This window comes from Synechococcus sp. MIT S9509, assembly GCF_047303035.1.
GTDB lineage: Bacteria > Cyanobacteriota > Cyanobacteriia > PCC-6307 > Cyanobiaceae > Synechococcus_C.
This window is the reverse complement of sequence record NZ_CP138940.1, coordinates 703,363-726,186: the sequence shown is the minus strand read 5'-3', so window position 1 is coordinate 726,186 and position 22,824 is coordinate 703,363. Positions and strand designations below refer to the sequence as shown.

The 22,824-nt window shown below is 57.3% G+C and carries 21 protein-coding genes; 7 read left to right on the top strand and 14 right to left on the bottom strand.

All coding sequences use genetic code 11. The features are described 5' to 3' along the window. Positions 1-14: 14 nt before the first annotated feature. The 4 genes from SIB73_RS04060 to SIB73_RS04045 all read right to left on the bottom strand — a co-directional run bounded on the left by SIB73_RS04060 (position 15) and on the right by SIB73_RS04045 (position 3,897). Entirely contained in the window at positions 15-710 is a 696-nt protein-coding gene (locus tag SIB73_RS04060; protein WP_413402716.1) for a DUF1995 family protein, read from the bottom strand. 46 nt (positions 711-756) lie between these two features. Continuing rightward, a complete protein-coding gene (locus SIB73_RS04055) occupies positions 757-1,917 on the bottom strand; it encodes a cysteine desulfurase family protein (protein WP_413402718.1) in 1,161 nt (386 codons plus the stop codon). Between the two features lie 7 nt (positions 1,918-1,924). Then, positions 1,925-3,022 carry a diaminopimelate epimerase gene (gene dapF / locus SIB73_RS04050; protein ID WP_413402720.1) on the bottom strand — a complete coding sequence of 366 codons (1,098 nt, stop codon included), beginning with the start codon at positions 3,020-3,022 and terminating at the stop codon, positions 1,925-1,927. A 674-nt stretch (positions 3,023-3,696) separates the two neighbouring features. Further along, entirely contained in the window at positions 3,697-3,897 is a 201-nt protein-coding gene (locus SIB73_RS04045) for a hypothetical protein (RefSeq protein ID WP_413439720.1), read from the bottom strand. A gap of 203 nt (positions 3,898-4,100) precedes the next feature. Here SIB73_RS04045 and SIB73_RS04040 point away from each other — a divergent pair, with 203 nt between their 5' ends. Together SIB73_RS04040 and leuS are read left to right on the top strand one after the other, a co-directional pair. Next, positions 4,101-4,322 (top strand): Hfq-related RNA-binding protein, encoded by a 222-nt coding sequence (locus SIB73_RS04040; protein WP_413402724.1) that lies wholly within the window; start codon positions 4,101-4,103, stop codon positions 4,320-4,322. 70 nt (positions 4,323-4,392) lie between these two features. After that, complete coding sequence (gene leuS, locus SIB73_RS04035) at positions 4,393-7,029, top strand: leucine--tRNA ligase (RefSeq protein ID WP_413402726.1); 2,637 nt, start codon at positions 4,393-4,395, stop codon at positions 7,027-7,029. 7 nt (positions 7,030-7,036) lie between these two features. Here the strand turns inward: leuS and SIB73_RS04030 are convergent, their stop codons facing one another. Further along, complete coding sequence (locus SIB73_RS04030) at positions 7,037-8,635, bottom strand: glucose-6-phosphate isomerase (protein WP_413402728.1); 1,599 nt, start codon at positions 8,633-8,635, stop codon at positions 7,037-7,039. 118 nt (positions 8,636-8,753) lie between these two features. On the opposite strand from SIB73_RS04030, the gene SIB73_RS04025 reads away from it, so the two are divergent. Continuing rightward, a complete protein-coding gene (locus SIB73_RS04025) occupies positions 8,754-9,542 on the top strand; it encodes a helicase DnaB (RefSeq protein ID WP_413402730.1) in 789 nt (262 codons plus the stop codon). A 17-nt stretch (positions 9,543-9,559) separates the two neighbouring features. Here the strand turns inward: SIB73_RS04025 and SIB73_RS04020 are convergent, their stop codons facing one another. Genes SIB73_RS04020 through SIB73_RS04010 form a run of 3 tightly spaced genes read right to left on the bottom strand, consistent with a single transcriptional unit; the run spans position 9,560 to position 12,497 of the window. Beyond that, the gene (locus SIB73_RS04020) at positions 9,560-10,477 is read right to left on the bottom strand and encodes an N-acetylmuramoyl-L-alanine amidase (RefSeq protein ID WP_413402731.1); all 918 of its coding nucleotides are present in this window, start codon (positions 10,475-10,477) and stop codon (positions 9,560-9,562) included. Further along, on the bottom strand, positions 10,459-12,156 hold the full coding sequence (locus SIB73_RS04015; protein ID WP_413402733.1) for a signal protein PDZ: 1,698 nt from the start codon (positions 12,154-12,156) through the stop codon (positions 10,459-10,461). Before SIB73_RS04015 ends, SIB73_RS04020 begins: the two co-directional genes overlap by 19 nt. Continuing rightward, positions 12,156-12,497, bottom strand: coding sequence for a DUF1257 domain-containing protein (locus tag SIB73_RS04010; protein WP_413402734.1), 342 nt, complete (start codon positions 12,495-12,497; stop codon positions 12,156-12,158). The genes SIB73_RS04015 and SIB73_RS04010 overlap by 1 nt, the downstream gene beginning before the upstream one ends. 36 nt (positions 12,498-12,533) lie before the next feature. Here SIB73_RS04010 and purN point away from each other — a divergent pair, with 36 nt between their 5' ends. Further along, positions 12,534-13,193, top strand: a complete 660-nt coding sequence (gene purN, locus SIB73_RS04005; protein ID WP_413402736.1) for a phosphoribosylglycinamide formyltransferase — start codon at positions 12,534-12,536, stop codon at positions 13,191-13,193. Here purN and argC read toward each other — a convergent pair. Beyond that, positions 13,184-14,248, bottom strand: coding sequence for an N-acetyl-gamma-glutamyl-phosphate reductase (gene argC, locus SIB73_RS04000; protein ID WP_413402738.1), 1,065 nt, complete (start codon positions 14,246-14,248; stop codon positions 13,184-13,186). The two genes, purN and argC, sit on opposite strands and share 10 nt — an antisense overlap. Before the next feature lie 108 nt (positions 14,249-14,356). On the opposite strand from argC, the gene ribBA reads away from it, so the two are divergent. After that, positions 14,357-15,970, top strand: a complete 1,614-nt coding sequence (ribBA, locus tag SIB73_RS03995) for a bifunctional 3,4-dihydroxy-2-butanone-4-phosphate synthase/GTP cyclohydrolase II (RefSeq protein WP_413402740.1) — start codon at positions 14,357-14,359, stop codon at positions 15,968-15,970. Here the strand turns inward: ribBA and SIB73_RS03990 are convergent. Next, positions 15,958-16,386: a peptidylprolyl isomerase gene (locus SIB73_RS03990; RefSeq protein WP_413406439.1), complete on the bottom strand. Its 429-nt coding sequence runs from the start codon at positions 16,384-16,386 to the stop codon at positions 15,958-15,960. The genes ribBA and SIB73_RS03990 overlap by 13 nt on opposite strands. A 46-nt stretch (positions 16,387-16,432) precedes the next feature. Here SIB73_RS03990 and mtnP point away from each other — a divergent pair, with 46 nt between their 5' ends. Beyond that, a complete protein-coding gene (gene mtnP, locus SIB73_RS03985; protein WP_413439719.1) occupies positions 16,433-17,377 on the top strand; it encodes an S-methyl-5'-thioadenosine phosphorylase in 945 nt (314 codons plus the stop codon). Here mtnP and murQ read toward each other — a convergent pair. The 4 genes from murQ to dnaK are packed head-to-tail and all read right to left on the bottom strand — an operon-like array spanning position 17,368 to position 21,729. Next, complete coding sequence (gene murQ, locus SIB73_RS03980) at positions 17,368-18,342, bottom strand: N-acetylmuramic acid 6-phosphate etherase (protein WP_413402743.1); 975 nt, start codon at positions 18,340-18,342, stop codon at positions 17,368-17,370. The genes mtnP and murQ overlap by 10 nt on opposite strands. 2 nt (positions 18,343-18,344) lie before the next feature. Next, positions 18,345-18,764, bottom strand: coding sequence for a DUF3110 domain-containing protein (locus SIB73_RS03975; RefSeq protein WP_413402745.1), 420 nt, complete (start codon positions 18,762-18,764; stop codon positions 18,345-18,347). A gap of 42 nt (positions 18,765-18,806) precedes the next feature. Beyond that, a complete protein-coding gene (locus SIB73_RS03970) occupies positions 18,807-19,751 on the bottom strand; it encodes a DnaJ C-terminal domain-containing protein (RefSeq protein WP_413402747.1) in 945 nt (314 codons plus the stop codon). After that, positions 19,735-21,729 carry a molecular chaperone DnaK gene (gene dnaK, locus SIB73_RS03965; protein ID WP_413402749.1) on the bottom strand — a complete coding sequence of 665 codons (1,995 nt, stop codon included), beginning with the start codon at positions 21,727-21,729 and terminating at the stop codon, positions 19,735-19,737. The genes SIB73_RS03970 and dnaK overlap by 17 nt, the downstream gene beginning before the upstream one ends. Before the next feature lie 146 nt (positions 21,730-21,875). Here dnaK and pstC point away from each other — a divergent pair, with 146 nt between their 5' ends. After that, complete coding sequence (pstC, locus tag SIB73_RS03960; protein WP_413402751.1) at positions 21,876-22,823, top strand: phosphate ABC transporter permease subunit PstC; 948 nt, start codon at positions 21,876-21,878, stop codon at positions 22,821-22,823. Position 22,824 lies beyond the last annotated feature (1 nt).

Below are 22,824 nucleotides of genomic sequence, written 5' to 3'. Positions count from 1 at the left end.
GTTGGGCTTGAGGATCAACCACGCAGATCGTCAATGAAGCGGTCCATCGCCCCGAGAGTCTGCTTTAAACCAGCTCCACTACTGGTAAGAGCCTCATCAATCTGTTCCTGATCCGGACGAGCTTCAAATTGCTTCACCCAGCGAAAACCGTCAGGATCCTGTCTGAAGAGCTCCCACTGCTGCTGCTGTTCCTGCAGCAGAGCACCTTGAACGAAGGGTTCCAGGTGAAAGGCTGATTGCCAGGTGGACATGAATCCTTTACGTCTTTGGCGAGCAACGCTGCCGATTCCAACTGCGGCGTCTTCGAGACGGCTGTTGAGCAGCACCACAGGTTGAAACCACTGGGCACAGATGGCCTCAACCGTTTCGTAATCGTTTGGCTGAGCACCCACAATCAGCAGGAGATCGCCACGTCCTGCCCAGGCGGGATCACGTTGCAGCTGATTCAGATCAACACAGCACTCGGCAAGCTCAGGGCCATCGCGCTTGGCCAGCGCAGCAGCGCCCGCATCAGGCCAGGCCAGCAGCAGGCCGATGCCACTGTCCTTGAGGGCCAGAGCAAGCCGGATGGAAGGGCCCAGCAAACGAAGACCTTCGAATTTCCAGGTGACTTGCCAGCGACCACGACGTTTGGTGCCGAGAACCTCACTCAGAGCTACGAATGTCCGCTGTTCAGCTTCGGATAGATCAGCGGGAAGAACGGCGCTCACAAGGATCTTTCAGATCAGTTGGCCGGAGCGTACAGCCGCTGACACGTCAACTGCAGAGAGCCTGCTCAAGACCGGCATGGAAGCGCTCCACAATCACATCAAGATCCTTGTGTTCAATCCAGTCTCCGAGGCTGATTCGGATACTGGAACGACGCATTGCCTTTGGCAGTGCCATAGCCGTCAAAACCGAACTATCGCTGTCCTTTCCCGACGAACAGGCACTGCCGCTGCTGACGGCAAGCCCGCATGCATCAAGACTGCGGACGAGTCGCCGGCCTGACACTGGGGTGCCATCGTGATCGCTCACCAGCAGTGAAAGATGGTGAGGCAGCCGAACTTCCGGATCACCACAGACGGTCAGCCGTTCATCCTTGATCAGACGGTCCCGTAGATCATCACGCAGAGCAGAGATCCCATGTCCTGATCTGGCGAGATCAGCTGGCGCACAGCATTCGATCCGAGACAGCGCTTCGGCCATGCCCGCTGCCAGAACGACGGATTCAGTACCACTTCTCAGGCCTGCCTCCTGTCCACCACCGGAAAGCAAAGGATTCAGCGCGGAACGGTTCCGATCCCTCGTCATCAGCAATCCGATCCCCCTCGGGCCTCCGCATTTGTGAGCCGATGCACTCAACAGATCAACGGAAAGTTGAACCCAGCTGGGAACCCCCTGGCTGAGGGCCTGCGTGGCATCTGTGTGAATGAGAATTCCTCTCTGCCTGCAGGCTTCTGCAACGGCAAGCAGTGGCTGAATTGTGCCGACTTCACCCTGGCCCCAAACCAGAGACACAATCCGGGTCGGAGGTGCCAACAATTCATCCAGACATTCAAGACGGATTCTTCCAAGCTGATCAACCGGCCATTCGCTCACATCCCAACCGCTTTTCGCAAGCTGATTGGCACACCCAGAAACGGCGGGGTGTTCAACGGAAGAGATGACAAGCCGCCCTGGTTCAAAGGAGGAGGCCATCCCATGAAGTGCAAGGTGGATGGATTCGGTGGCCCCGGAAGTGAACACCACGTCTTGAACATCCGAACGGAGCTGCTCAGCAATCTGAAAACGGGCCCTCTCGAGAGCTTCGGATGCTTTCAGACCAAATCCATGGAGACTCGAAGGATTGCCCCAGGCCTGATCCTGGGTCGCAATCATGCGGTGAAGCACCCCAGGCCTGAGGGGCGCTGTGGCGCAGGCATCGAGATAGATCAAGCGTCCTTCAGGGTTGAATATCGCGCTGAAGACGCGACAGGGTTCGCTGTTCCAGGGATTCAGTGGCGATGCTGATCATCGAATCCAGGGAATTGGAGGCAAGGAACTCCTGAACCCGTGATTGAGCCTCTTCCTCGGAACAGTCATCAACTGATTGGGAGATCGCGGAGTCACTGATGAGGGGCTTTGAAGACACAGGTTGTTCTGCAGTCGGCAGCGTCCCATCTGCCGGTGATGAGTGAAACGGAAGACATTCAGGGTTGAGAACACCATCGAAGACGGCCACGGCAGGACCGGTCATGAACACTGATGCATCGGATGTCTCCCAGCTGATGTGAAGAGGACCTCCGGGCAGCTCGACAGTGGCCTGCCGATCACTCAGACCGAGTTGAACTGCAGCCACAAGCGTTGCGCAAGCCCCTGTGCCACAGGCAAGTGTGGGACCGGCACCCCGTTCCCACACTCTGATTTCGAGCCGGGAAGGGCCATGCACCTTCAAAAAATGCACATTGGTCTTGGCAGGGAAGACCTCATGACACTCCAGCTGCGCACCCCAGCGTTCAAAGGGAATCGAATCGAGATCCTCAACAGGCACGATGGCGTGGGGATTTCCCATCCCCACCGCTGCCAGGGCAAGAGTGTCTCCGTCCAGTGACAGTTCCCCCACCGGAAGTCCCCTTTCGTCAGCAGTGAGAGAGGTTGGAACAGCGGCTGGATCAAGGAAAGGAGCTCCCATGTCCACCCGGATCTGTCCGTCATCCTGAAGTGCGGGAATGATCAGACCAGCGGGAGTTTCAATCGGCCATTGACGACCAGGACCATCCCCATCGCTGTCGGCCAGGAACCGTGCCAGGCAGCGGATTCCGTTTCCGCACATCTCCGCCTCGGAGCCATCGGCATTGAAGATGCGCATACGCAGTTCCCCGTCACCCTCCGGAGGCAGAGCCAGAATCAATCCATCGGCTCCGATGCCGAAACGACGATCACACAGGCGCCGGACCCAGCTTGGATCAGGGTCGCGAATCTCAGCAGGCAGTTGACCGGAACGACCCTCCATCAGAATGAAGTCGTTGCCAAGACCTTGATATTTACTGAATGTCAGCATTCAGAACAACACTGTGATTGCAGTACTTTACAGGATTTCAACACCTGATTAGTCAGACTCAATCTCAGCTAATGCAAGCTGTTCAACCGGAAGGTTAATGGCGATTGATGTGCCTGCAGGCAAGGCGAAACCCACAAAATTCCAGCTGAGAAAAACAATGGTCCGACCAGGTCCATTACTGCCCACTCATTTCAGCCGAATCTCCATTCAGCTTGCTGATGACAGAACAGCCCAGCCTCCGAGCATCGCCACCAGGGGCAAGATCAGAAGCAACAGAAAATTCAACACAGAAACCCCAGCAAGATCCGGGCAAAGTAGCGACACAAGCCGAAGTATGAGGAGCAAAGATCAGAGAATTTCCTCATAAAGCTGTTGCAAAGGATACGCGCATTGAACACTTTGATCCAATTCGTGCACTGCAAACAAGAAAGATTTTCCAGGAATCACCACACACGACAAAGATGATTGAAAACCTGTGAGCCTTTGTTCAGAAATTTTTTTTAGCAATCATGCAATTGGCGTCCTCGCACAATTCAACAGAGATTCATCACATGACCACGAAGCAGGGAATCCATTCGTCCAACTACTTTTTGCTGTGAAAAATGATCCACAAAGATCTGCATTGATCACTATTGGCATTCTACTTAGTGTCGAGGGTTTGGTGATCTTTTTGATCAAGGTGATGACCAGAAGCCGCTGTAATACCAGTCATCAATAAATTTGTTCAGTTCTTCGGCCGTTTGACAGTCACACTCCCTGATCAGCTCATCGTCTGAATCAACTTTACGGATTTCATAAAAATCTTCAGGGGTGAAGTCCCCCTCATCCAGCTGATCCAGCATGGAAGCCCACTGATTCGTCAGCGCGATGAGCAACTGCTCTCTTGTCTCAGAAGTTAAATTCAAAAAAAACCCGATCAGTGTTTAAGTAGTAGAGAAATAGCCATGTCTGATCATTATTTCAACAGGTTCTGATACAGGGTCAATCCAACACACAAGCGTGCATCCCCCATCCTGATTGACGTTCCCAGATCTCTTTGCTGAAGTGATGATGGCATGCCGTATTTCATCTCAAAACCATGGATTCAACGGGCTTTGATCCCAGCTTGCCCGGTATCCGGTTGATTCAGTCGTGGATTCGAGAGCAGCGAATACTGGGCATCGAGCTGAACGACGGTCGCAGATTGGACGGTCGTCTCACCTGGCAGGATCCTCAGTTTTTCGCACTCCAACGGGAGGAAAGCAGCGAACCTCTCCTGATCAATCGGCTTGCAGTGCTCACCATTCGCCCCTTGGCCTGAACGACTTCGGCACTGCCTGCAGAGGAAGGCCTCGAGCTGTGTCACGATCTCTCGCAGGTGTTTTCCTGATGTGACAGCCCCGCAGTCCTCGCCCAAGCCCGACTCCACCCCGGGGCTGTCCGATCGCTACAACCCCGCTCTCCTCGAAGAACAGTGGCAGCGGCAATGGGAAAGGAGAAATCTCTATCAGACCCAGGAGCCAAGCTCAGACCAGAGGGCGTTTTACGCGCTGTCGATGTTTCCATACCCCTCCGGCAGCCTTCACATGGGGCACGTCCGGAACTACGTGATCACCGATGTGATCGCCAGGGTTCAGCGCATGCGCGGTGATGCTGTGCTGCACCCGATGGGCTGGGACGCCTTCGGTTTGCCGGCTGAAAACGCAGCGATTGAACGCAACGTGGACCCCGGAGTCTGGACAGACAGAAATATCGAACAGATGAGAGATCAGCTCGGACGTCTCGGGCTATCGATCGATTGGTCGCGGGAACAGGCCACATGCCATGAGGACTATTACCGCTGGACACAGTGGCTTTTTCTTGAGTTGCATGCAGCAGGCCTGGCCTACCAGAAGGAAGCAACCGTGAACTGGGACCCCATCGACCAGACGGTGCTTGCCAACGAGCAGGTTGATTCGGAGGGTCGTTCCTGGCGATCCGGCGCACTGGTTGAACAGAAAAACCTCAAGCAGTGGTTCCTGAAAATCACTCAGTACGCCGATGACCTGCTCGACGATCTGGATCAGCTGGAGGGCTGGCCTGAGCGGGTCCGCACCATGCAGGCCAACTGGATCGGACGCTCCATCGGAACAGAAATCGACTTCCAGGTGAATGGCCATGAGGACGCCACGATCACCGTGTTCACCACCAGGGCTGACACCCTGTTCGGTGTCAGTTACGTGGTTCTGGCCCCTGAGCATCCATTGGTCGATGCACTCACCACAGCTGCTCACAGAGAATCCGTCGAAGCCTTCCGCGATCTGATCAGCGACCTCTCAAACGATGAGCGCACGGCGGATGATCGTCCAAAGCGTGGCGTCGCCACCGGTGCCGAAGCGGTGAATCCTGCCAACGGAGAGAACGTTCCGATCTGGGTTGCTGACTACGTCCTTGCCGAATACGGAACCGGAGCGGTGATGGGAGTACCCGCCCATGACGAACGCGATTTCCGTTTCGCGCGGACCTATGAGCTGCCCGTGCAGCGCGTCATCCAGATGGATGGGGCTGACGAACACCTCAATGACGGTGAGGCATGGACCGGTCATGGAACCCTGGTCAACAGCGGGCCGTTCGATGGACAGACCAATGAGCAGGCCAAGCAGTCGATCACCGAACACGGCACGAGCAAAGGCTGGGCGCGAGCCAAACGTCAATACAGGCTTCGGGACTGGTTGATCTCGCGACAGCGCTACTGGGGTTGTCCGATTCCGATCGTCCATTGTCCGGATTGTGGTGCCCAGCCGGTTCCAGCCGATCAGTTGCCGGTGGCTCTGCCCAAAGACGTGAATCTTGCCGGCAAGGGTGGATCCCCTCTTGCCGCACTCGATGCCTGGGTGAATGTCCCCTGTCCTGTCTGCGGAAAGCCGGCACGACGCGAGACCGACACCATGGACACCTTCATGTGTTCATCCTGGTATTTCCTGCGTTTCGCTGATCCTCACAACTCAGATCGTCCATTTGATGACGAAGCCGTGAAGCGCTGGCTTCCCGTTCAGCAATATGTGGGAGGTATCGAACACGCCATTCTGCATCTGCTGTACTCCCGATTTTTCACGAAGGCACTGAGGGATCGCGGCCTGATCTCGATCAACGAGCCTTTTGAGCGGCTGTTGACTCAGGGAATGGTGCAGGGGGTGACCTACCGAAATCCGCGCACCGGGAAATATGTCGCACCTGCTCAGGTGGCTGATCAGGGTGCTCCCACTGACCCCGAAGACGGCGGGGAACTTGAGGTGCTGTTCGAAAAAATGTCCAAGTCGAAGCACAACGGAGTGGATCCGGCAGTGGTGATTGACCGCTACGGAGCGGACACAGCACGGATGTTCATTCTCTTCAAAGCACCACCGGAAAAGGATCTTGAGTGGGATGACGCCGATGTGGAAGGTCAGTTCCGCTTCCTTCAACGTCTCTGGCGTCTGGTTGACAGCGTCAGGACTGTGACAGCTCCGGATTCACTGCTATTCACAGTCTCCCCGTCCATTCCCGAAGTGCTGACGGAATCCGAAACCGCGATCCGACGCGCTGTGCATCTCGCCATTCAGGCTGTGGGTGAGGATCTCAGCGGAGAGTTCCAGTTCAACACCGCAATTTCGGAGTTGATGAAACTGTCGAACAGTCTTTCAGGGGCTGTGCTTGAGGCATCAAGACCCATCCAGGTGGAAGCGATGGGTGCGCTGGTCAGACTGCTTGCCCCTTTTGCTCCGCACCTTGCAGAAGAGTTCTGGTCACGGCTCGGAGGCCAGGGCAGTGTTCATGGCCAGAGCTGGCCTGAGCATGATCCTCAGGCCCTGATCCAGGACAGTGTCGAACTGGTGATTCAGATCAAGGGAAAAGTCCGTGGAACCATTCAGGTCCCGGCGGACTGCGACAAGGAAACTCTCGAAGCCCTTGCATTGGCCAGCGAAGTGGCGAAGAGGTGGCTGGAGGGCAAACCGCCAAGAAGGGTGATCGTGGTGCCTGGAAAGCTGGTGAATCTTGTTCCGTCCTGAACGCGGATCACAATTTGCTGAAACGCAGAGTGGCCGGTTTGTTCCAGTCACCCTGCGCTTGATAGCCACGGTTGTTTCCGGTGAGATGACGCACAATCCAGAAAACGGCTTCAACTGATCCTTCGCCGATGGCCTGCTGAATCTCCACAACCGAACGGGACACTCCATCGCTGAGCACCTCCTCCACCTGGCCCTGAAGTTTGAGAATCGCTGCTGCTGCTTTCTTACCAGCCTCCACGCCTGGCTGGTGATAGGCATTGATATTGACCAGTTCTCCATAAAGGCCCACGGCACGCTCGAACAGTGCAATCAACGCACCGAGTCGGCGGGGATCGAACTGACGCATGCTGATACTCAGACTCTGGCGTCCTCCCTCTGTGAGTGCCGAGCGGGTTCCCTGAAGGAAGCCGTCAAGGAAGTCTCCGGGGCGCTCGCCGTTGATCTCAGGAATCGCCTCTACATCACGAAGCACTTCGATGAACGTCACAAAAAAATTGTCGACGCCGTCCCGGAGTTGTTGAACGTAGGCGTGTTGATCCGTTGACCCTTTGTTGCCGTAGACGGCGATGCCCTGGTGGGCAACGTCACCATTGCGATCAAGGCGCTTGCCGAGCGATTCCATCACGAGCTGCTGCAGGTAACGGCTGAACACCTCCAGACGATCGCGATAGGGAAGCACCACCATGTCGCGCTTGCCCTTGCCATCCCCGGCCGCATACCAGGAAGCTGCCATCAACGCTGCAGGGTTGCGGCGCACATCACTTTCACGAGTGACTTCATCCATCTGTGAAGCACCTGCCAGGAAGCTGCGGATATCAGTTCCGATCAACGCCCCAGGAACCAGGCCAACGGCGCTGGTGATGCTGGTGCGCCCTCCGACCCAGTCGAACATGTCGAAACGCTGAAGCCAGTTTTCCCGAACAGCCTGTTGATCCAGCTTGCTGTCGGCCATGGTGATCGCCACAGCCTGAGCTGACCACTGGCCTCCGACCGCTTCCAGGCGATGACGCGCCTGTTCCATACCGAGATGGGGCTCGGGTGTGCCTCCGGATTTGCTCACCGTCACGACCAGAGTGGTGCGCAGGGCATCACCAATCCCATCAAGGACCCGACTCATTCCGTTGGGATCCACATTGTCGAAAAAATGGAAAGGAAGACCGGCATCCTTGTCCTGCAGGGCACGGATCATCAAGAGGGGGCCAAGCCCACTGCCACCGATGCCGATCCACAGCACATCGGTGAACGGTTGACCTGTCGGAGACTTGATCCTTCCGTTGATCACCGCCTTGCCGAACTGCTCGATCTCATCAATTTCCGAAGCAATGTGCTGACCGACGTCCGGATCGGGTGCCAGTTGAGGATGTCTCAGCCAGTAATGACCAACCTGACGATTTTCATCGGCATTGGCGATGGCACCGTTCTCAAGAGCCTTCATGGCCTCAAAGGCCTTCTCCAGCCTGGGAGTCAGCTCTTCAAGCTGGGCGTTGTTCAGGTGCATGCGACTGATATCAAGCCACATTCCGAGGTCCTCGTGATGCCAGAGAAGATCACAGAATCTCTGCCATTGAATCTGGGCATCCGTGGCACTGAAATCCGGGAAACTCATCTAGTGGAGAGAACTCTCTGTGCCGAAGTTATCCAGGATCCAGCGGAATGCCCATGAACTGAGACGACACGGCTAGTCTCCGTCAATACTTCCTGACAGGCTCAGTTTCTGCACCGCAATGGTCCCCAGAGCAATCAAAAGCCTGACAACTCTGGCAGTCGTGGCGATTGCCATATCAGGGTCGTTTCGGCAACCGCTGGATGGGATCAATTCCCAGGGCGATGCTGCGCAGTCTTCCTCACCCCTTTCTCAGGAGAATGACCCTGACCCAACCGATTTCAGCGCGGAAGAGCTTGAACTGCTTCAACGCCGATTCGGTGTTCATGGTCCCCAGACCCAACTGGCCCAGCTGTTCACCAGGGGGGTCGATCAATTCCAGCCTCTGCGTGCCAACACCCTGTCAAGACTCAACAGGCTGAAACCCTCAATCCAGAGGGAAGCCGCTCGCCACCGGATCAATCCGATGCTGATCACGGCCATCCTGTTCGACGAAATTCAGCACTCGAAACCGGGGGAGGACCTTCCTTTCGTCGTGCATTCAGGACTCGTGGAGACCCATGGCCCTGCACAACTGGGAATCAGTGAGCTGATTCATCAAGGTCGATTGCCTGCTGATCCCACCTATCAGCAGATCGCTGCCGCCCGGGACCTGCTGATGGATCCCGATGCCAACATTGAACTGCTTGCGGCGAAGCTCTCACGCTTGAAAGGGGAGCTTGGACTGGAGCGTGATTCCATCCTGATTGCCAGTCGTTCCTACGTCGACGCCAAAGCGATCGCCACCCTTGCTTACCTGCATAACGGCAAACTTGACTACCCCGCCAGGGTCCTGCGCTACATGCAGGACCCGGCACTGCACGGGCTGATCTACTCAAGAATCCGCCCAAAGCCGCTTCCTTTGATCTGAGCAGGAATCACTCGTGACTACGAGTGGCACATCGTTCCTAGAGCAGCGAGCCGCTGCTGCAGATCGGACCAGGAGAAACTCCGGGGATCAGCCCTTGCACCGCCAAGATCCACATGACGATGCGTGGTGATCGCAGCAGGATCAATTTCAAAACGTTCCAGCCAGCCATCAAGAACCAGAGCAAGGGCGTCGTACTGAGCGGCTGTGTAGCCGCTGTGGTTGCCGGTGCGACCCTGCCCATCATCCGGCGTTTCCAGACTGAGATGGAGAGCAAAATTGTTGACAGAACCATCAAACTCGGAGTTGGTGACGGCCCACTCTCCGAGGAACGCCGAATATCCGGCGCCATAGGCCCTCTTAAGAGGGTCGACAACATCAACGATCGATCCATCCAGGCCAACCAGAGTGTGGTAACTGACCTGATCCTCATCACGGGGATGGGGTGTGAGAAATGTGTTCAGCGCTGAAGTGAGGGAATAGACCGTTTCATGCAGAACCACAACCCGTGGAGCGGGATCGATGGCCTGACCCCAGGGATTGCTGCGGAACCGGTCTCCATAGTTGGTGGGATCGGCTGGGATTGATTGACGAAGCTGAGCGAGTTTGCGCCGTTTCGAAAGCAGCCGCTTGCGCATCGACTGATCAATTCCGGAACATTGCCGGGCCAGAGGTGAAGACCAGGAAGCAGCTTTTGGAACCTCCGGCGGCAGTCCTGGAGGAGCCTCTTTCTGCTCGGCGTCGCGAGCGACTTCATCCAGCAGATCGAGCAGGGAAGGCTTACGGGCGTCCTGTTCAGTCGACTTCTCCGCTGTGAAGCCGACGAGCGACAGAACAAGCAACAGCGTAGAGGTTGTCCCCAGCAGAATTCCAGCTCCCGGACGGCGCAGCCGATCACGAGCCTTCAGCCAGACACGGTTCAGATGATCTGGAACCATTGATCGCGGAGCAAACGAGCCTCCCTGGGTGCACCAGGGTCCCAGGCCAATCGGTGACGTTCCACCCCGGCCTTTTTAAGGGATAGCTGCGTGTTGGCGATCCGTCCACGACGGCTGTAGATCACCTGACAATGATCAGAACCCTGCAGCAGCTGTTGGCTTCGTTTCAGAGTCCGGCAGCGCCAGTTTCTGATTGCCATCAGCTCATCGCCGGCAACCAGACCTGCTGACTCAGCGGGCCCGGAGGAGGTCGTGCGATCGATCCACACACTTCCATCTCCTTCACGCAACGTCCACCCAGCATCGGGATGAGCCGCCATCACCGGCTCAAGCTCGAGACCCAGTGCGTTCAGGCAGGGCTCAATCGGTATCGAGCCGCAGTCATCCAGCCAGTCGGGCAGTTGTGCGGCCAGTTGAGCTGAACTGGCTCCGATGGCTTCCATCAAGGCAACACGCGTGTAACCCCTTCCGCTGACGCCCAGTTGGTTCCAGAGCAGACGCAGCGTTTCAGCCAGTGATCCCCCGACCTGCCGCAGGCGCACATCAAGACAGAAGGCCAATGCGGTGCCAAGCCGGTAGTAGCTGATCTGGCTGCGAGCGTTGGCGGGAGATTGTTTATACAGGCGAACCCAGGCCTCCCTTGAACTGTCGGCGAGGGACTGGATGCCCGTACCGGGATTCAACAGCACATGGGAGAGATCGGCAGCAAGATCCTCGAGAAGATCCAGACGGCTGGAAAAACCGGAAAGCAGAGGCAAAGCCAGATCGAAATAACTGGTGATGCCTTCAGCGAACCAGAGCCCCTCACTGATCACAGGCCGGTCATAGCGATAGGGAACGTATTCACTCGGACGGAGTCGTCTGACGTTCCACTGATGAAGATATTCATGGCCGATCAGCTGAAGCAAACTGCGGGTTCCCCCCTCTTCGAGCAGCCGCGTCCAGGGGAACTGCATGACCGAGGAGTTGTCGTGCTCCAGCCCTCCGTAGCCCTGATCCAGCAATTGCAACACAAGCTGATAAGGCTCTCGAGAAGGTGGGTCCGAATCCATCAGATCGCAGACGGACGAACAGATCGCTTCAATCTCCTGCGGCAAGGTTTTCGACCAGCCCGACGGTGGAGTGCCGATCAAGACCAGTTCATGGGCCACCTTTCTCACGTTCAACGTCTCAACCTGGAGCTCGCCGGCATGAACCGGAGCGTCAACAAGATGGTCGAAGTCCTCGGCCAGAAAGGAGCCGTTGGTCCGTGGCAACGGACAGACCACAGACCAGGAAGCCGGAAGCAACACGTCTAGAGCATGTGGATTCCAGCGCTGCCCCTCAACCAACATCACCACTGCTGAAAGGCAGAGAGAGGCAAAGACGGGATCGAGGTGGTTGGTGCGGACTGTCAGCTGCCTTGCTTCCAGCGCGTACCGCAATGTGATCGGCTCTGAAACTCGGCATTCCAGGTCCCATGTCTCCGGAGATCGTCGACGAGGGACCAGGACTTGACCTGCCTGCTCAACGGTGAGGCTGTGAAGATGCTGTGAGGGATCCCTGACGGTGTAGGACCCAGGCGTCCAGACAGGCAAGGTCCATGTCTGCTGGGGTTGTGTGGGACTCCACCGCAGCTCGACCCAGAGAAGCTGTGACGCAGGTGAACCAAGGTCGAGCGCAACGTGAACGTCGGCCATCAGCTGCCGGCTGTGACCGTCTCGGCATCAAGAATCTCCGCATGCCGCATGGCCTGATTCATGGCGTAACGACGCAGCACACGTCGCAGAGCTGATTCGGTCTGTCCTGAGCCCTCAGGTGCGGCCAGATCCGCCACCAGATCGAAATGGAGCTGATCGTCACTCTGTCTCCAGCCCAATTGCAGACCGGAGGGGTGAACAGCGGCAAGGTCCACCGAATGATGAGTGTCGAAGGAGCTGACGATCCCTCGTCGAAAGACCTTGAATCCTTCGCTGCGTAGAGCGAACTCAAGCAGATCGAGATCCGTCACCAATGTGGGCAGGATGGACAAATGGGACATGGATTCGGAATGCCCGCGCAATCTGACCCTAGCCAGATGGACAGCGGGTGCTACTCCGCATTGATCGTTCCAGCCATCGGGACATGGCCCAGGTTCGATTCACCCTTGCGGCTGGGGGTGATGGCCTCAGGAGCAGGTACGAATTTCGAAGCACTGCACAACGCCATCAGCTGCGGCGACCTGGATGCCCGGATTCATCTGCTGGTGGTGAACAACCCCGGTTGTGAAGCGATTCAGAGAGCCAGTCGACTGAATATTCCCTGTGAACTCAGAGATCACCGCCAGTTTGCGAGCAGAGAGGCCATGGATGAAGACCTGGTGACCACATTCAGAAACGAAGGTGTTGAAGCTGTGGTGATGGCCGGTTGGATGCGCATCGTCACAGCTGTGCTGATCGACGCATTTCCAGGCAGGTTGATCAACATCCATCCATCACTGCTGCCGGCCTTCCGAGGAATGGATGCCATCGGTCAGTGTCTGACATCAGGAGTCACCATCGCCGGCTGCACGGTGCATGAGGTGCAGAAGGATGTGGATACCGGACCGGTGCTTGCTCAGGCCGCCGTTCCAATCCTTGAGGGCGACGACCGGGAGCAACTTGCCCGCCGCATTCAGAAACAGGAACACCAGCTGCTTCCCTGGGCAACAGCTCTCGCGGGTCAACGCTGGAGATCAGCGGCGGGAACTCAGGGATAGAAGGGTGCCAGTGGTAGCCCCTCACTCACCGGGAGGCCCGCCATCAGGTTGAGACACTGCACTCCCTGGCCTGCCTGCCCCTTCATCAGATTGTCCACAGCGCTCATCAACACGAGACGTCCGGTGCGACCGTCCACCTGGACAGACAGAAGAGCCAGATTGGTGTGCCTGGCCCATTTTGTGGCGGGATAGGTGCCAACAGGCAACACGCGGACACAGGGGTGATGGCGATACACAGCCTCGAGAACCGTCGTGCAGTCTTCCGCGGTGAGACCGGGATCCCGCAAACGTGCATAAACCGTGGACAACAGCCCTCTGACCATGGGAACGAGATGGGGAGTGAACTGGATCTGGATAGGGCATCCCGCCACGCTGCTGGCAAGCTGTTCGATTTCCGATGTGTGGCGATGTCCCACCACGCCGTAGGGACTGATCGACTCGGATGCCTCGGCCAGCAGTAAGTGCTCCTTGGCAGCCCGACCTCCACCGGAGGTGCCGGTTTTGGCATCGATGATCAAGCCTTCGGTCTCAATCAGCCCCTGCTTGAGAAATGGCAGCAACGGCAGAAGGCTTGTGGTGGGGAAACAACCAGGAGCAGCCACCAGCAAAGCGTCGGCGATTTCAGCGCCATGCCATTCAGGAAGGCCATAAACCGCCTTCCGACAGAGATCAGCATCCGTGCGCTGGTGAGTTCTGGCCTCATGGACGTAGACCGCAGCCCATTGATCCAGGCTGCGGTAGCGGTAATCAGCGGAGAGATCAACCACCCGCACTCCTTTGTCAAGAAGAGGAGGCACCAGCTGACTCGCCAGTCCGTTGGGAAGACTCAGCACCGCAAAGTCGGCAGCGGCGGCGATGCGATCCGGATCCGGACTGTCCACAGTGAGGTCATCACCAAGCGGAAGAAAGGGGCAGATCTCGCTCCATGAGCGACCTGCTGATCTTTCACCACCCAGGTAAGTGATTTCAAACGCTGGATGGGCGTTCAGGAGGCGAAGGGTCTGCAGACCTCCGTACCCGGAGGCACCCACCACAGCAACCCGTTGAATCCCCATTCCGGCGACGGCACATGAATCGATCGTACCGACGTCGATAATGGCTAAAGCTTTAAGGGCACCTGGAATGGTGTCCGATTCCGTTGTTCATACCGAGGGGACTGGCCCATGTTCGATTCGATTCCCGATGCACTTGCCGCCATCAGAAATGGGGAGTGCATCGTGGTCGTGGACGATGAACGCCGGGAAAACGAAGGTGATCTGATCTGCGCAGCTCAGTTCGCCACGCCTGAACAGATCAATTTCATGGCCACTGAGGCGCGTGGTCTGATCTGTCTTGCCATGGAGGGTGAGCGCCTTGATGCGCTTGATCTGCCTCTGATGGTTGATCGCAACACCGACTCCAATCAGACGGCTTTCACCGTGAGCATCGATGCCGGCCCCGAAAATGGAGTGTCCACAGGGATTTCTGCAGACGACCGATCGCGCACGATCCAGGTGGCGATCCAACCGGGTTCCAAACCGTCGGATCTGCGCAGGCCCGGTCACATCTTCCCGCTCAGAGCTCGACCGGGAGGTGTTCTCAAGCGTGCAGGGCACACCGAGGCTGCCGTTGATCTCGCCCAGATGTCGGGCCTCTATCCATCCGGTGTGATCTGTGAGATTCAGAACCCCGACGGCTCCATGGCACGACTTCCGGAACTGAAGATCTACGCGCGTGAACGCGGATTGAAGCTGATCAGCATCGAAGACCTCATTCGTTACCGGCTTGATAACGAACGTTTTGTGGTGCGATCGGCCCAGTGTTCACTGCCAACGGAATTCGGCTCCTTCCTGGCCATCGGATACTCCAATGAACTGGATGGCAGTGAACATGTCGCTCTGGTCAAGGGCGACCCCAACAATCTGAACGAACCCGTGCTGGTACGGATGCATTCCGAATGCCTCACAGGTGATGCCTTCGGATCCATGCGTTGCGACTGTCGTGCCCAGCTGCACACGGCAATGAAGCACATTGAAAAAGAAGGAGAAGGAGTTGTTGTCTATCTGCGCCAGGAAGGCCGGGGCATCGGTCTGATCAACAAGTTCAAGGCCTACAGCCTCCAGGAGGGAGGACTCGACACCGTTGAAGCCAACGAAAAGCTGGGATTTGCTCCTGACTTGCGCAATTACGGAGTCGGAGCACAGATTCTCAGTGACCTTGGGATTCACAGGCTCAATCTGCTCACCAACAACCCAAGAAAAATTGCAGGACTCGGTGGCTATGGCCTTGAAGTCGTGAAGCGTGTGCCGATGAAGCCTCCTGTCGGTGATTTCAATGCCAGATATCTGGCCACCAAGAAAGAAAAGCTTGGCCATCTGCTGGATGCCATCGAATTCAGTTCCCACTGGGTGCTGTGTCTCGACAGCAACTCAACCGATGACGGAGTTCTTTCCGACCTGCTGCATCGGGTTGAACTGCTGAGCGAAGCAAACGGACTTCAGCTGCAGGCTGAACAGGGACCTCGCCTGCTGGCACTGTGGGAACGCCCACGCTTTGTCTGGTCCCTGCACGACTCGGATCCTGATTTGAATTCAATTCAGGCAGTACTCAGGGCCATGGCGGCCTGGCCGGAAACATCACGACTTGGTCTTCTGCACACAGTGAATGAGCAGCAGATCACTCACCCACCCCAGACGCTGGAGCGCAGGGAACTGAAACGCAGTTCACTCGTCGAGGAGCAGGAGGGGAGCGCCTGGTTCCCCGATGGAAACCAGGCTGCCTTGATTCACTGGTCCTGAACCGTGACCTTCTGAATCCTTGTTCCGTTTTTGATGGCCATCACCACATCCATGTCGCCGGTCAGGCCGAAAACGGTGTGCACACCATCGAGATGAGGCTGGGCTTCATGAACGATGAAGAACTGGCTGCCGCCCGTGTTGCGACCGGCATGTGCCATCGACAGCGCGCCCGGTACATGCTTTTTGCTGTTGATTTCGCAATCGATCATGTAACCGGGGCCGCCGGTGCCAGGAGTTCCTCGTGATCCCTCGCGGCTGTTGGGGCATCCGCCCTGAGCCATGAAACCGTTGATCACCCTGTGGAAGGCAAGTCCGTCATAGAAGCCGTCGCGAGCAAGCTTGACGAAGTTGGCAACGGTGTTTGGAGCGTCCTGTTCGAACATCTCCAGCTTGATGTCGCCGGCGTCCGTGGACATGAGAACGGTCGTCAAGGCGTCAATCCGAAAACACCATGCTAGGCAGATGATTGTGAAGGACGACCTCAACCGCTCCATGCCTCAGACAGCCTCAGATCCACAGCTCGATTCCGCCCGGGTGGGAGTGATTGGTGGCAGCGGTCTTTACTCCATCAACAGCCTTGAATCGATCCGGGAGGTTCAGATCGAGACTCCATTCGGCAGTCCATCGGATGCCCTGAGGATCGGAACCCTGAACGGGGTGGAAGTGGTTTTTCTGGCTCGCCATGGACGACAGCACCATCTGCTGCCCAGTGAGGTCCCCTATCGGGCCAATGTCTGGGCCCTACGCAGTCTTGGCGTGCGCTGGCTGATTTCAGTGTCCGCCGTGGGCTCGCTGAGAGAACATCTGAGACCGCGCGACATGGTGGTTCCGCATCAGTTCATCGACCGGACCAGGCAACGTCCTCAGTCCTTTTTCGGAAATGGATGCGTCGCTCACGTCAGCCTGGCAGACCCGTTCTGCCCCACTCTGAGTGAATGGCTGGCAGCAGCTGCAGCGGGCGAGATGCCCGTTGGACATCATCTTCATCGAGGCGGGACCTATCTCTGCATGGAAGGTCCCGCCTTTTCAACCCGCGCTGAAAGCGAGCTTTACCGCAGCTGGGGTTGCGATGTGATCGGCATGACCAATCACACGGAAGCACGACTGGCCAGAGAAGCGGAAATCGCTTACGCCTCACTCAGCATGGTGACTGATTTCGACTGCTGGCACGATGACCATGACGCGGTCACCGTGGAGATGGTGGTGGGCAACCTCAAGGCCAATGCAACCGCCACTGGCCCGATCCTGGAACGGTTGATGGACAGCTTCAGAGAGGAAAGGCCAGGATCTCCTGCCCACAACGCCCTGGAACATGCTCTGATGACATCTCCTGATGCAGTGCCTGCAGAGACCCGAAAGCGTCTCGATCTCTTCACCAGTCCTTACTGGGGAAGCATTCAATCCTGAACCGGGAGAGATTGACCCTGGCTGTTCAGCGCAGCTCTGAGATCAGCTGAGTGAGCTTCAAGGAGAACATCAGCTTCATCCGTTTCAAGACCACAGCTGCCCATTAACAGAGCACGTTTCACAGATCCCTGGGCGCGTTCCAAAAGCAGCAGAGCAAGCTTTCGATCCAGACCGAGAAGATCCCCGAGAATTCTGATGGAACGGTCGACAAGCTTGCTGTTGCTGGCGGCAACATCAACCATTCTGTTGCCGTAGACCTTGCCCAGCTTCACCATCACTCCGGTTGAGAGAATGTTGAGAGCCATTTTTGTTGCCGTTCCTGCTTTCAGACGCGTTGAGCCTGTCAGCAGCTCGGGGCCAGTGAGCAATCGAATGTCGATTGCGCAAGGTAGAGGAGCCTGGTCTGAGGGCACACAGGCCATGGCGATCGTCAGTGCACCGAGATCCTTGGCATGGCCCAGTCCACCTCGAACGTAGGGGGTCGTTCCTCCTGCGGCGATACCGACCAGGCAGTCATCCGAGTTGAAGCCTCGTTGCTGAAGATCATTCACCGCCGCGGATTCAAGATCCTCAAGGCCTTCGGAACTGCGCAACAGAGCCGGAGCACCCCCGGCAAGAATCCCCTGCACGAGCTCCGGAGGGCTGCAGAAGGTTGGCGGACATTCAGCTGCATCCAGCACACCGAGTCGGCCCGACGTCCCGGCACCCAGATAGAACAGTCGACCGCTTCTTTTCAGACGTTCCGCGATGGCATCGACGGCCTGACTCAAAGCTGTTCTGGCCCCGAAGACCGCTTGCTGTGGTTTGAGATCCTCTTCGATAAACAGCCCGACAAGTTCATCGGTTGAAAGCTGATCGAGCTGAGCACTCGCAGGGTTCACCTGTTCGGTCAGCAGATAACCACGGTCGCCGGAAGGAGCAACCAGGGAGGAAGATTCGCAATCAGGGGATGGGGAGTCAGCCATGCCTAGAGAAGGCCCTCGAGACGACGACGCACATCATCAAGGTCCTTAACCGCGGAATCGCTTTCTTTTGATGATGCTTCCCCAGCCTGCGATTGATCGGGCTCCGACTCCTGCCAGTTCGTCACGTCGCGGTTGGCACTTGGAGGAGCAAGCATCAAGCGCTCATCATCGGTCTTGGGAACAAACCCATCGGATACGAATCTGGCCTCGTACCCGGCTTCACGGCAGAACAATTCAATCTCCTCACGATCGAGAGCCTCAACGCTGGGAGTCGGAAAGTCCTGAGCCTCCAACAATCCGGCGTAGCGATCTGCGTCGTCGCGGTTCTCAAACATCAGCACCACGGTCTGACCTGAGAGCTCAAGGGAGTGGATACCTTCGCTGTCCTGTCCTGCGTCGTACAGGAGCACGTGAACCAACATGCTGATCAATCGTCGGATGCAGTCTCTCATCGAAACTGCGACTTAGAAACCGTTTGCGCGCTCGAGACTGAGCTCCTGCAGTCGTTGATAAAGCGCACGTTCATCATCATCGAGCGCCGCTGGAATCACAATCACAATCTCCACAAGCTGATCGCCGCAATCGTCTCCGAACCGCAGACCACGACCGCGCAATCTCAGCAAACGTCCGCTGGATGAGCCCGGTGGAACCTGAAGCGTCACAGGACCGGAAAGGGTGGGCACGTCAACGGCACAACCCAACGCTGCATCCGGTGGAAGCAATTCGAGTCGGTAATGCACCCGAAGCCCATCGATGCGAAGGCCGTCATCCGTCATCACCCGCAGATGCAGGAAGTGATCACGCCCACCGGGGGCAACACCTTCAAGTCGTAGGCGCCAGCCATCCCCGGCCCTGGGCGGAGTGCCGACCTCCACCAAGGTGCCATCGCCCAGCTCCAGCTCCACGGTTGTGCCCTGCAGAGCCTGGTCAGGGGTGAGATCAACAACCGTCTCAAGATCATCATCAGTGCGGACCGGAGGAGGTGGCTGCGGCGAAGCCTCAGGCCAGTGAGATCCATAGGCATGATCAGAACCCTCGCTGTGGTCAAACGACCGTTCCTGTTCTTCCTGATCCTTCGACGCCTGCTCTCTCCGCACAGGTTCACGCTCGAGACCCAGAACGACAGCGAGGTAGTCCTCAAAATCGGGAAAGCCGGTGCTGAAGGGATCAGTTGCCGCGACACCTCCGCGTTGTCGCAACTGCCATTCCTTTCGCCTGTCAGGGTTGCTGAGAACGGCGTAGGCCTCATTGACGAGCTTGAAACGTTCCTCAGCATGACGATCATTTCCGTTCAGATCGGGATGCCAGCGCCTGGCCTCACGCCGGAAAGCCAGCTTCAGAGCATCGGGAGCGGCACCGGGCTCCAGACCAAGCAATGACCAGTAGTCCGGGTCAGCGGAAGTTGTCATCGTCCCAGGGGTCAATCCCTCTTCGGCCGCCTCTCATCGGTCCGTCATAGCGGGACTGTGGCGATGCCCAGGGGTCATCATCCCAGTCGTCCTCGGCGAACAGCTCGTCCTTGAGGGTTCCGAGAGTGCTTTTCAGACCCTGCAGAGGACCATTGTCGTTCTGTCGTTCAGCCGTAAGCCGGCGGTTCAGACCGAACAGCGCTTCCTGAAGTCCGCTCACGGCCATCTCAAGTTCCTGAAGGTCGTCCTGCTGCAGAAGATCCTGGACGTCGCGAACCGACATCTCAACCGCTCTCTGCTGGCGTTCTGCTCCGTAGGGGCCAAGTTCCAGAGCTGCGTCGCGAAGACGACGCTCCGCCTGTGCAACCAGGGTCATCGCCGAATTGCGACGCTCGATCGTGGAGCGCTTGCGACGGTCTTCATCAGCACGAGCCTCCGCTTCGGCAAGAAGACCCTGAATTTCATCCTCGCTGAGGGTTGAGCCTCCTTGAATCGTGACCGACTGCTTGCGACCGGTTGTGCGGTCTGTGGCGCTGACCTGAAGAATACCGTTGGCATCGATGTCAAAGGCAACCTGAATCTGAGGCACTCCACGAGGTGCGGGGGGAATTCCCGAAAGGCGGAAACGTCCGAGCGATTTATTGTCTGCCGCCATCTGGCGTTCTCCCTGCCAGACATGAATCTCGACTGAAGACTGGTTTGGCTCCGAGGTGCTGAACACATCGGACTGACGCACAGGAATCTGCGTATTGCGCGGAATCAACACCTTCATCAGTCCTCCGATGGTTTCCAGCCCCAGCGAGAGCGGTGTGACGTCGTTAAGAAGCAGATCGCGCAATTCGCCGGTGATGATTCCCGCCTGAACGGCAGCTCCCACTGCGACCACCTCATCGGGATTGACCGACTGGCATGGATCATTGGGAATCAGGGTTCTGACCAACTGCTGCACCATCGGCATGCGGGTGCTTCCGCCAACTAGCACCACGTCATCGATGTCTTCAGCCGCCCAACCGGAATCCCTGAGTGCCGTCTGAACCGGAACCAGCAAACGATCGAGAAGATCGGGGCACAAAGCTTCGAACGTTTCGCGGTCCAGGGTTGTCTCGATGTGAAGAGGTCCATCTGTGCCCGTGGCGATGAAGGGCAGGGAAATTGGTGTGGAGGTCACCCCGGAGAGCTCCTGCTTGGCTTTTTCAGCAGCTTCGGTGAGCCGTTGGAGTGCCTGTCGATCACGCCTCAGGTCGACCCCGTGCTGCTTGAGAAAGGCTTCCGCAAGCCAGTCAACAATGCGTTGATCGAAGTCGTTCCCACCCAGCTGGGTATCGCCGTTGGTGGCTTTGACATCAAAGACACCGTTGGCGATCCTCAGCAACGAAACATCAAAGGTTCCGCCTCCGAGATCAAAAACGAGAGCACGGCGGACCGCACTGCGATCGAAGCCGTAGGCGAGGGCGGCTGCGGTCGGTTCATTGAGAATCCGTTCAACGCTGATTCCAGCCAGTCGACCAGCATCACGCGTGGCCTGACGCTGAGCATCGTTGAAGTAGGCCGGCACGGTGATCACCGCGGATTCCACCTCCTCTCCGAGATAGGTGGAAGCGTCATCCACAAGCTTGCGCAGGATGCTGGCCACGAGCTCTTCCGGTGCATACTCACGCTCGGTCTGCGGACAGGCCACACGGACGTTGCCCTGACTGTTGGAACGGACCGTGTATGGAACGGTGAGTGATCCTTCGTCGAGCTCATCCCAGGCACGACCGACAAAGCGCTTGAGATTGGAAAAGGTGTTGCGCGGATTGAGAACCAGCTGACGTCTGGCCGGCTGACCAACCAGCAGTTCATTGTCTTTGGTGTACCCCAAGACAGAGGGGGTCGTCCGGGTCCCTTCCGCATTGGCGATCACCACGGGCCGCCCGGCCTCAAGAACAGCCACGACGGAATTGGTGGTACCCAGGTCGATTCCGACGATCCGGCCCATAGAAGCCTGTGTGAAATCCCACGGTAACGGCCCAAACAGCTCTCACCCAGCCCCCCGCACAAGCAATCCCACAGGGGGCGTTAACGCGCTCTTAGTGATCCAGGTCCCGTTGGACCGGTACGTTTCAAGGGTCTGTTCAGTACAGAATGCCCAGGCCGTTGGAGCTGTATCGCTTACGGCGACGTCCGCCGATGGAGAAATCGGTGGATGGCGGCTTCAGGATTCTGGCCATCATGCTGGCCTCGGTGGTGGCCATGGTGTTGCTGGCCATTCTCATCGTGGTGTTCTGGGGATCGCTGGATTCGATGGGCCGATATGGCTGGTCATTTCTCGTGACCTCCAACTGGAATCCCGTCAAGGATGAATACGGCGCCTTCACAGCCATTTACGGAACGCTGCTGACATCGATGCTGGCATTGCTGATTGCCGTGCCTCTCGGCGTGGGAACAGCGATCTTCATCACCGAAAACATCATTCCTCTGAAAATCCGAACGCTGATCGGATTGATGGTGGAGCTGCTGGCGGCGATTCCTTCGGTGGTGCTGGGTCTCTGGGCCATCTTCGTGTTGGAGCCGTTCATTCGTCCGTTTCTTGAGATCCTTCACAGGACCCTCGGCTGGTTGCCCTTCTTTTCAACTGATCCAATGGGGCCTGGAATCGCACCAGCGGTTCTGATCCTGGTTGTGATGATCCTGCCGATCATCACAGCGATCGCAAGAGACTCACTCAACCAGGTACCCATGAAGCTGCGTCAGGCTGCCTACGGCATCGGCACAACACGCTGGGGGGCGATTCTCAACGTGCTGCTGCCCGCTGCCATCTCAGGCATCGTAGGTGGCGTGATGCTTGCACTGGGACGCGCCATGGGTGAAACGATGGCCGTCACCATGATCATCGGCAATTCGAACACCTTTAGCTGGTCTGTGCTGGCACCTGGAAACACCATCTCAGCCATGCTGGCCAATCAGTTTGGCGAAGCTGATGGAAGTCAGGTTTCGTCGCTGATGTATGCGGCTTTCGTCCTGATGATTCTCACCCTGGCGGTGAATCTTCTGGCCCGGTGGATGGTCAAACGTCTCAGTCTCAAGTACTGAA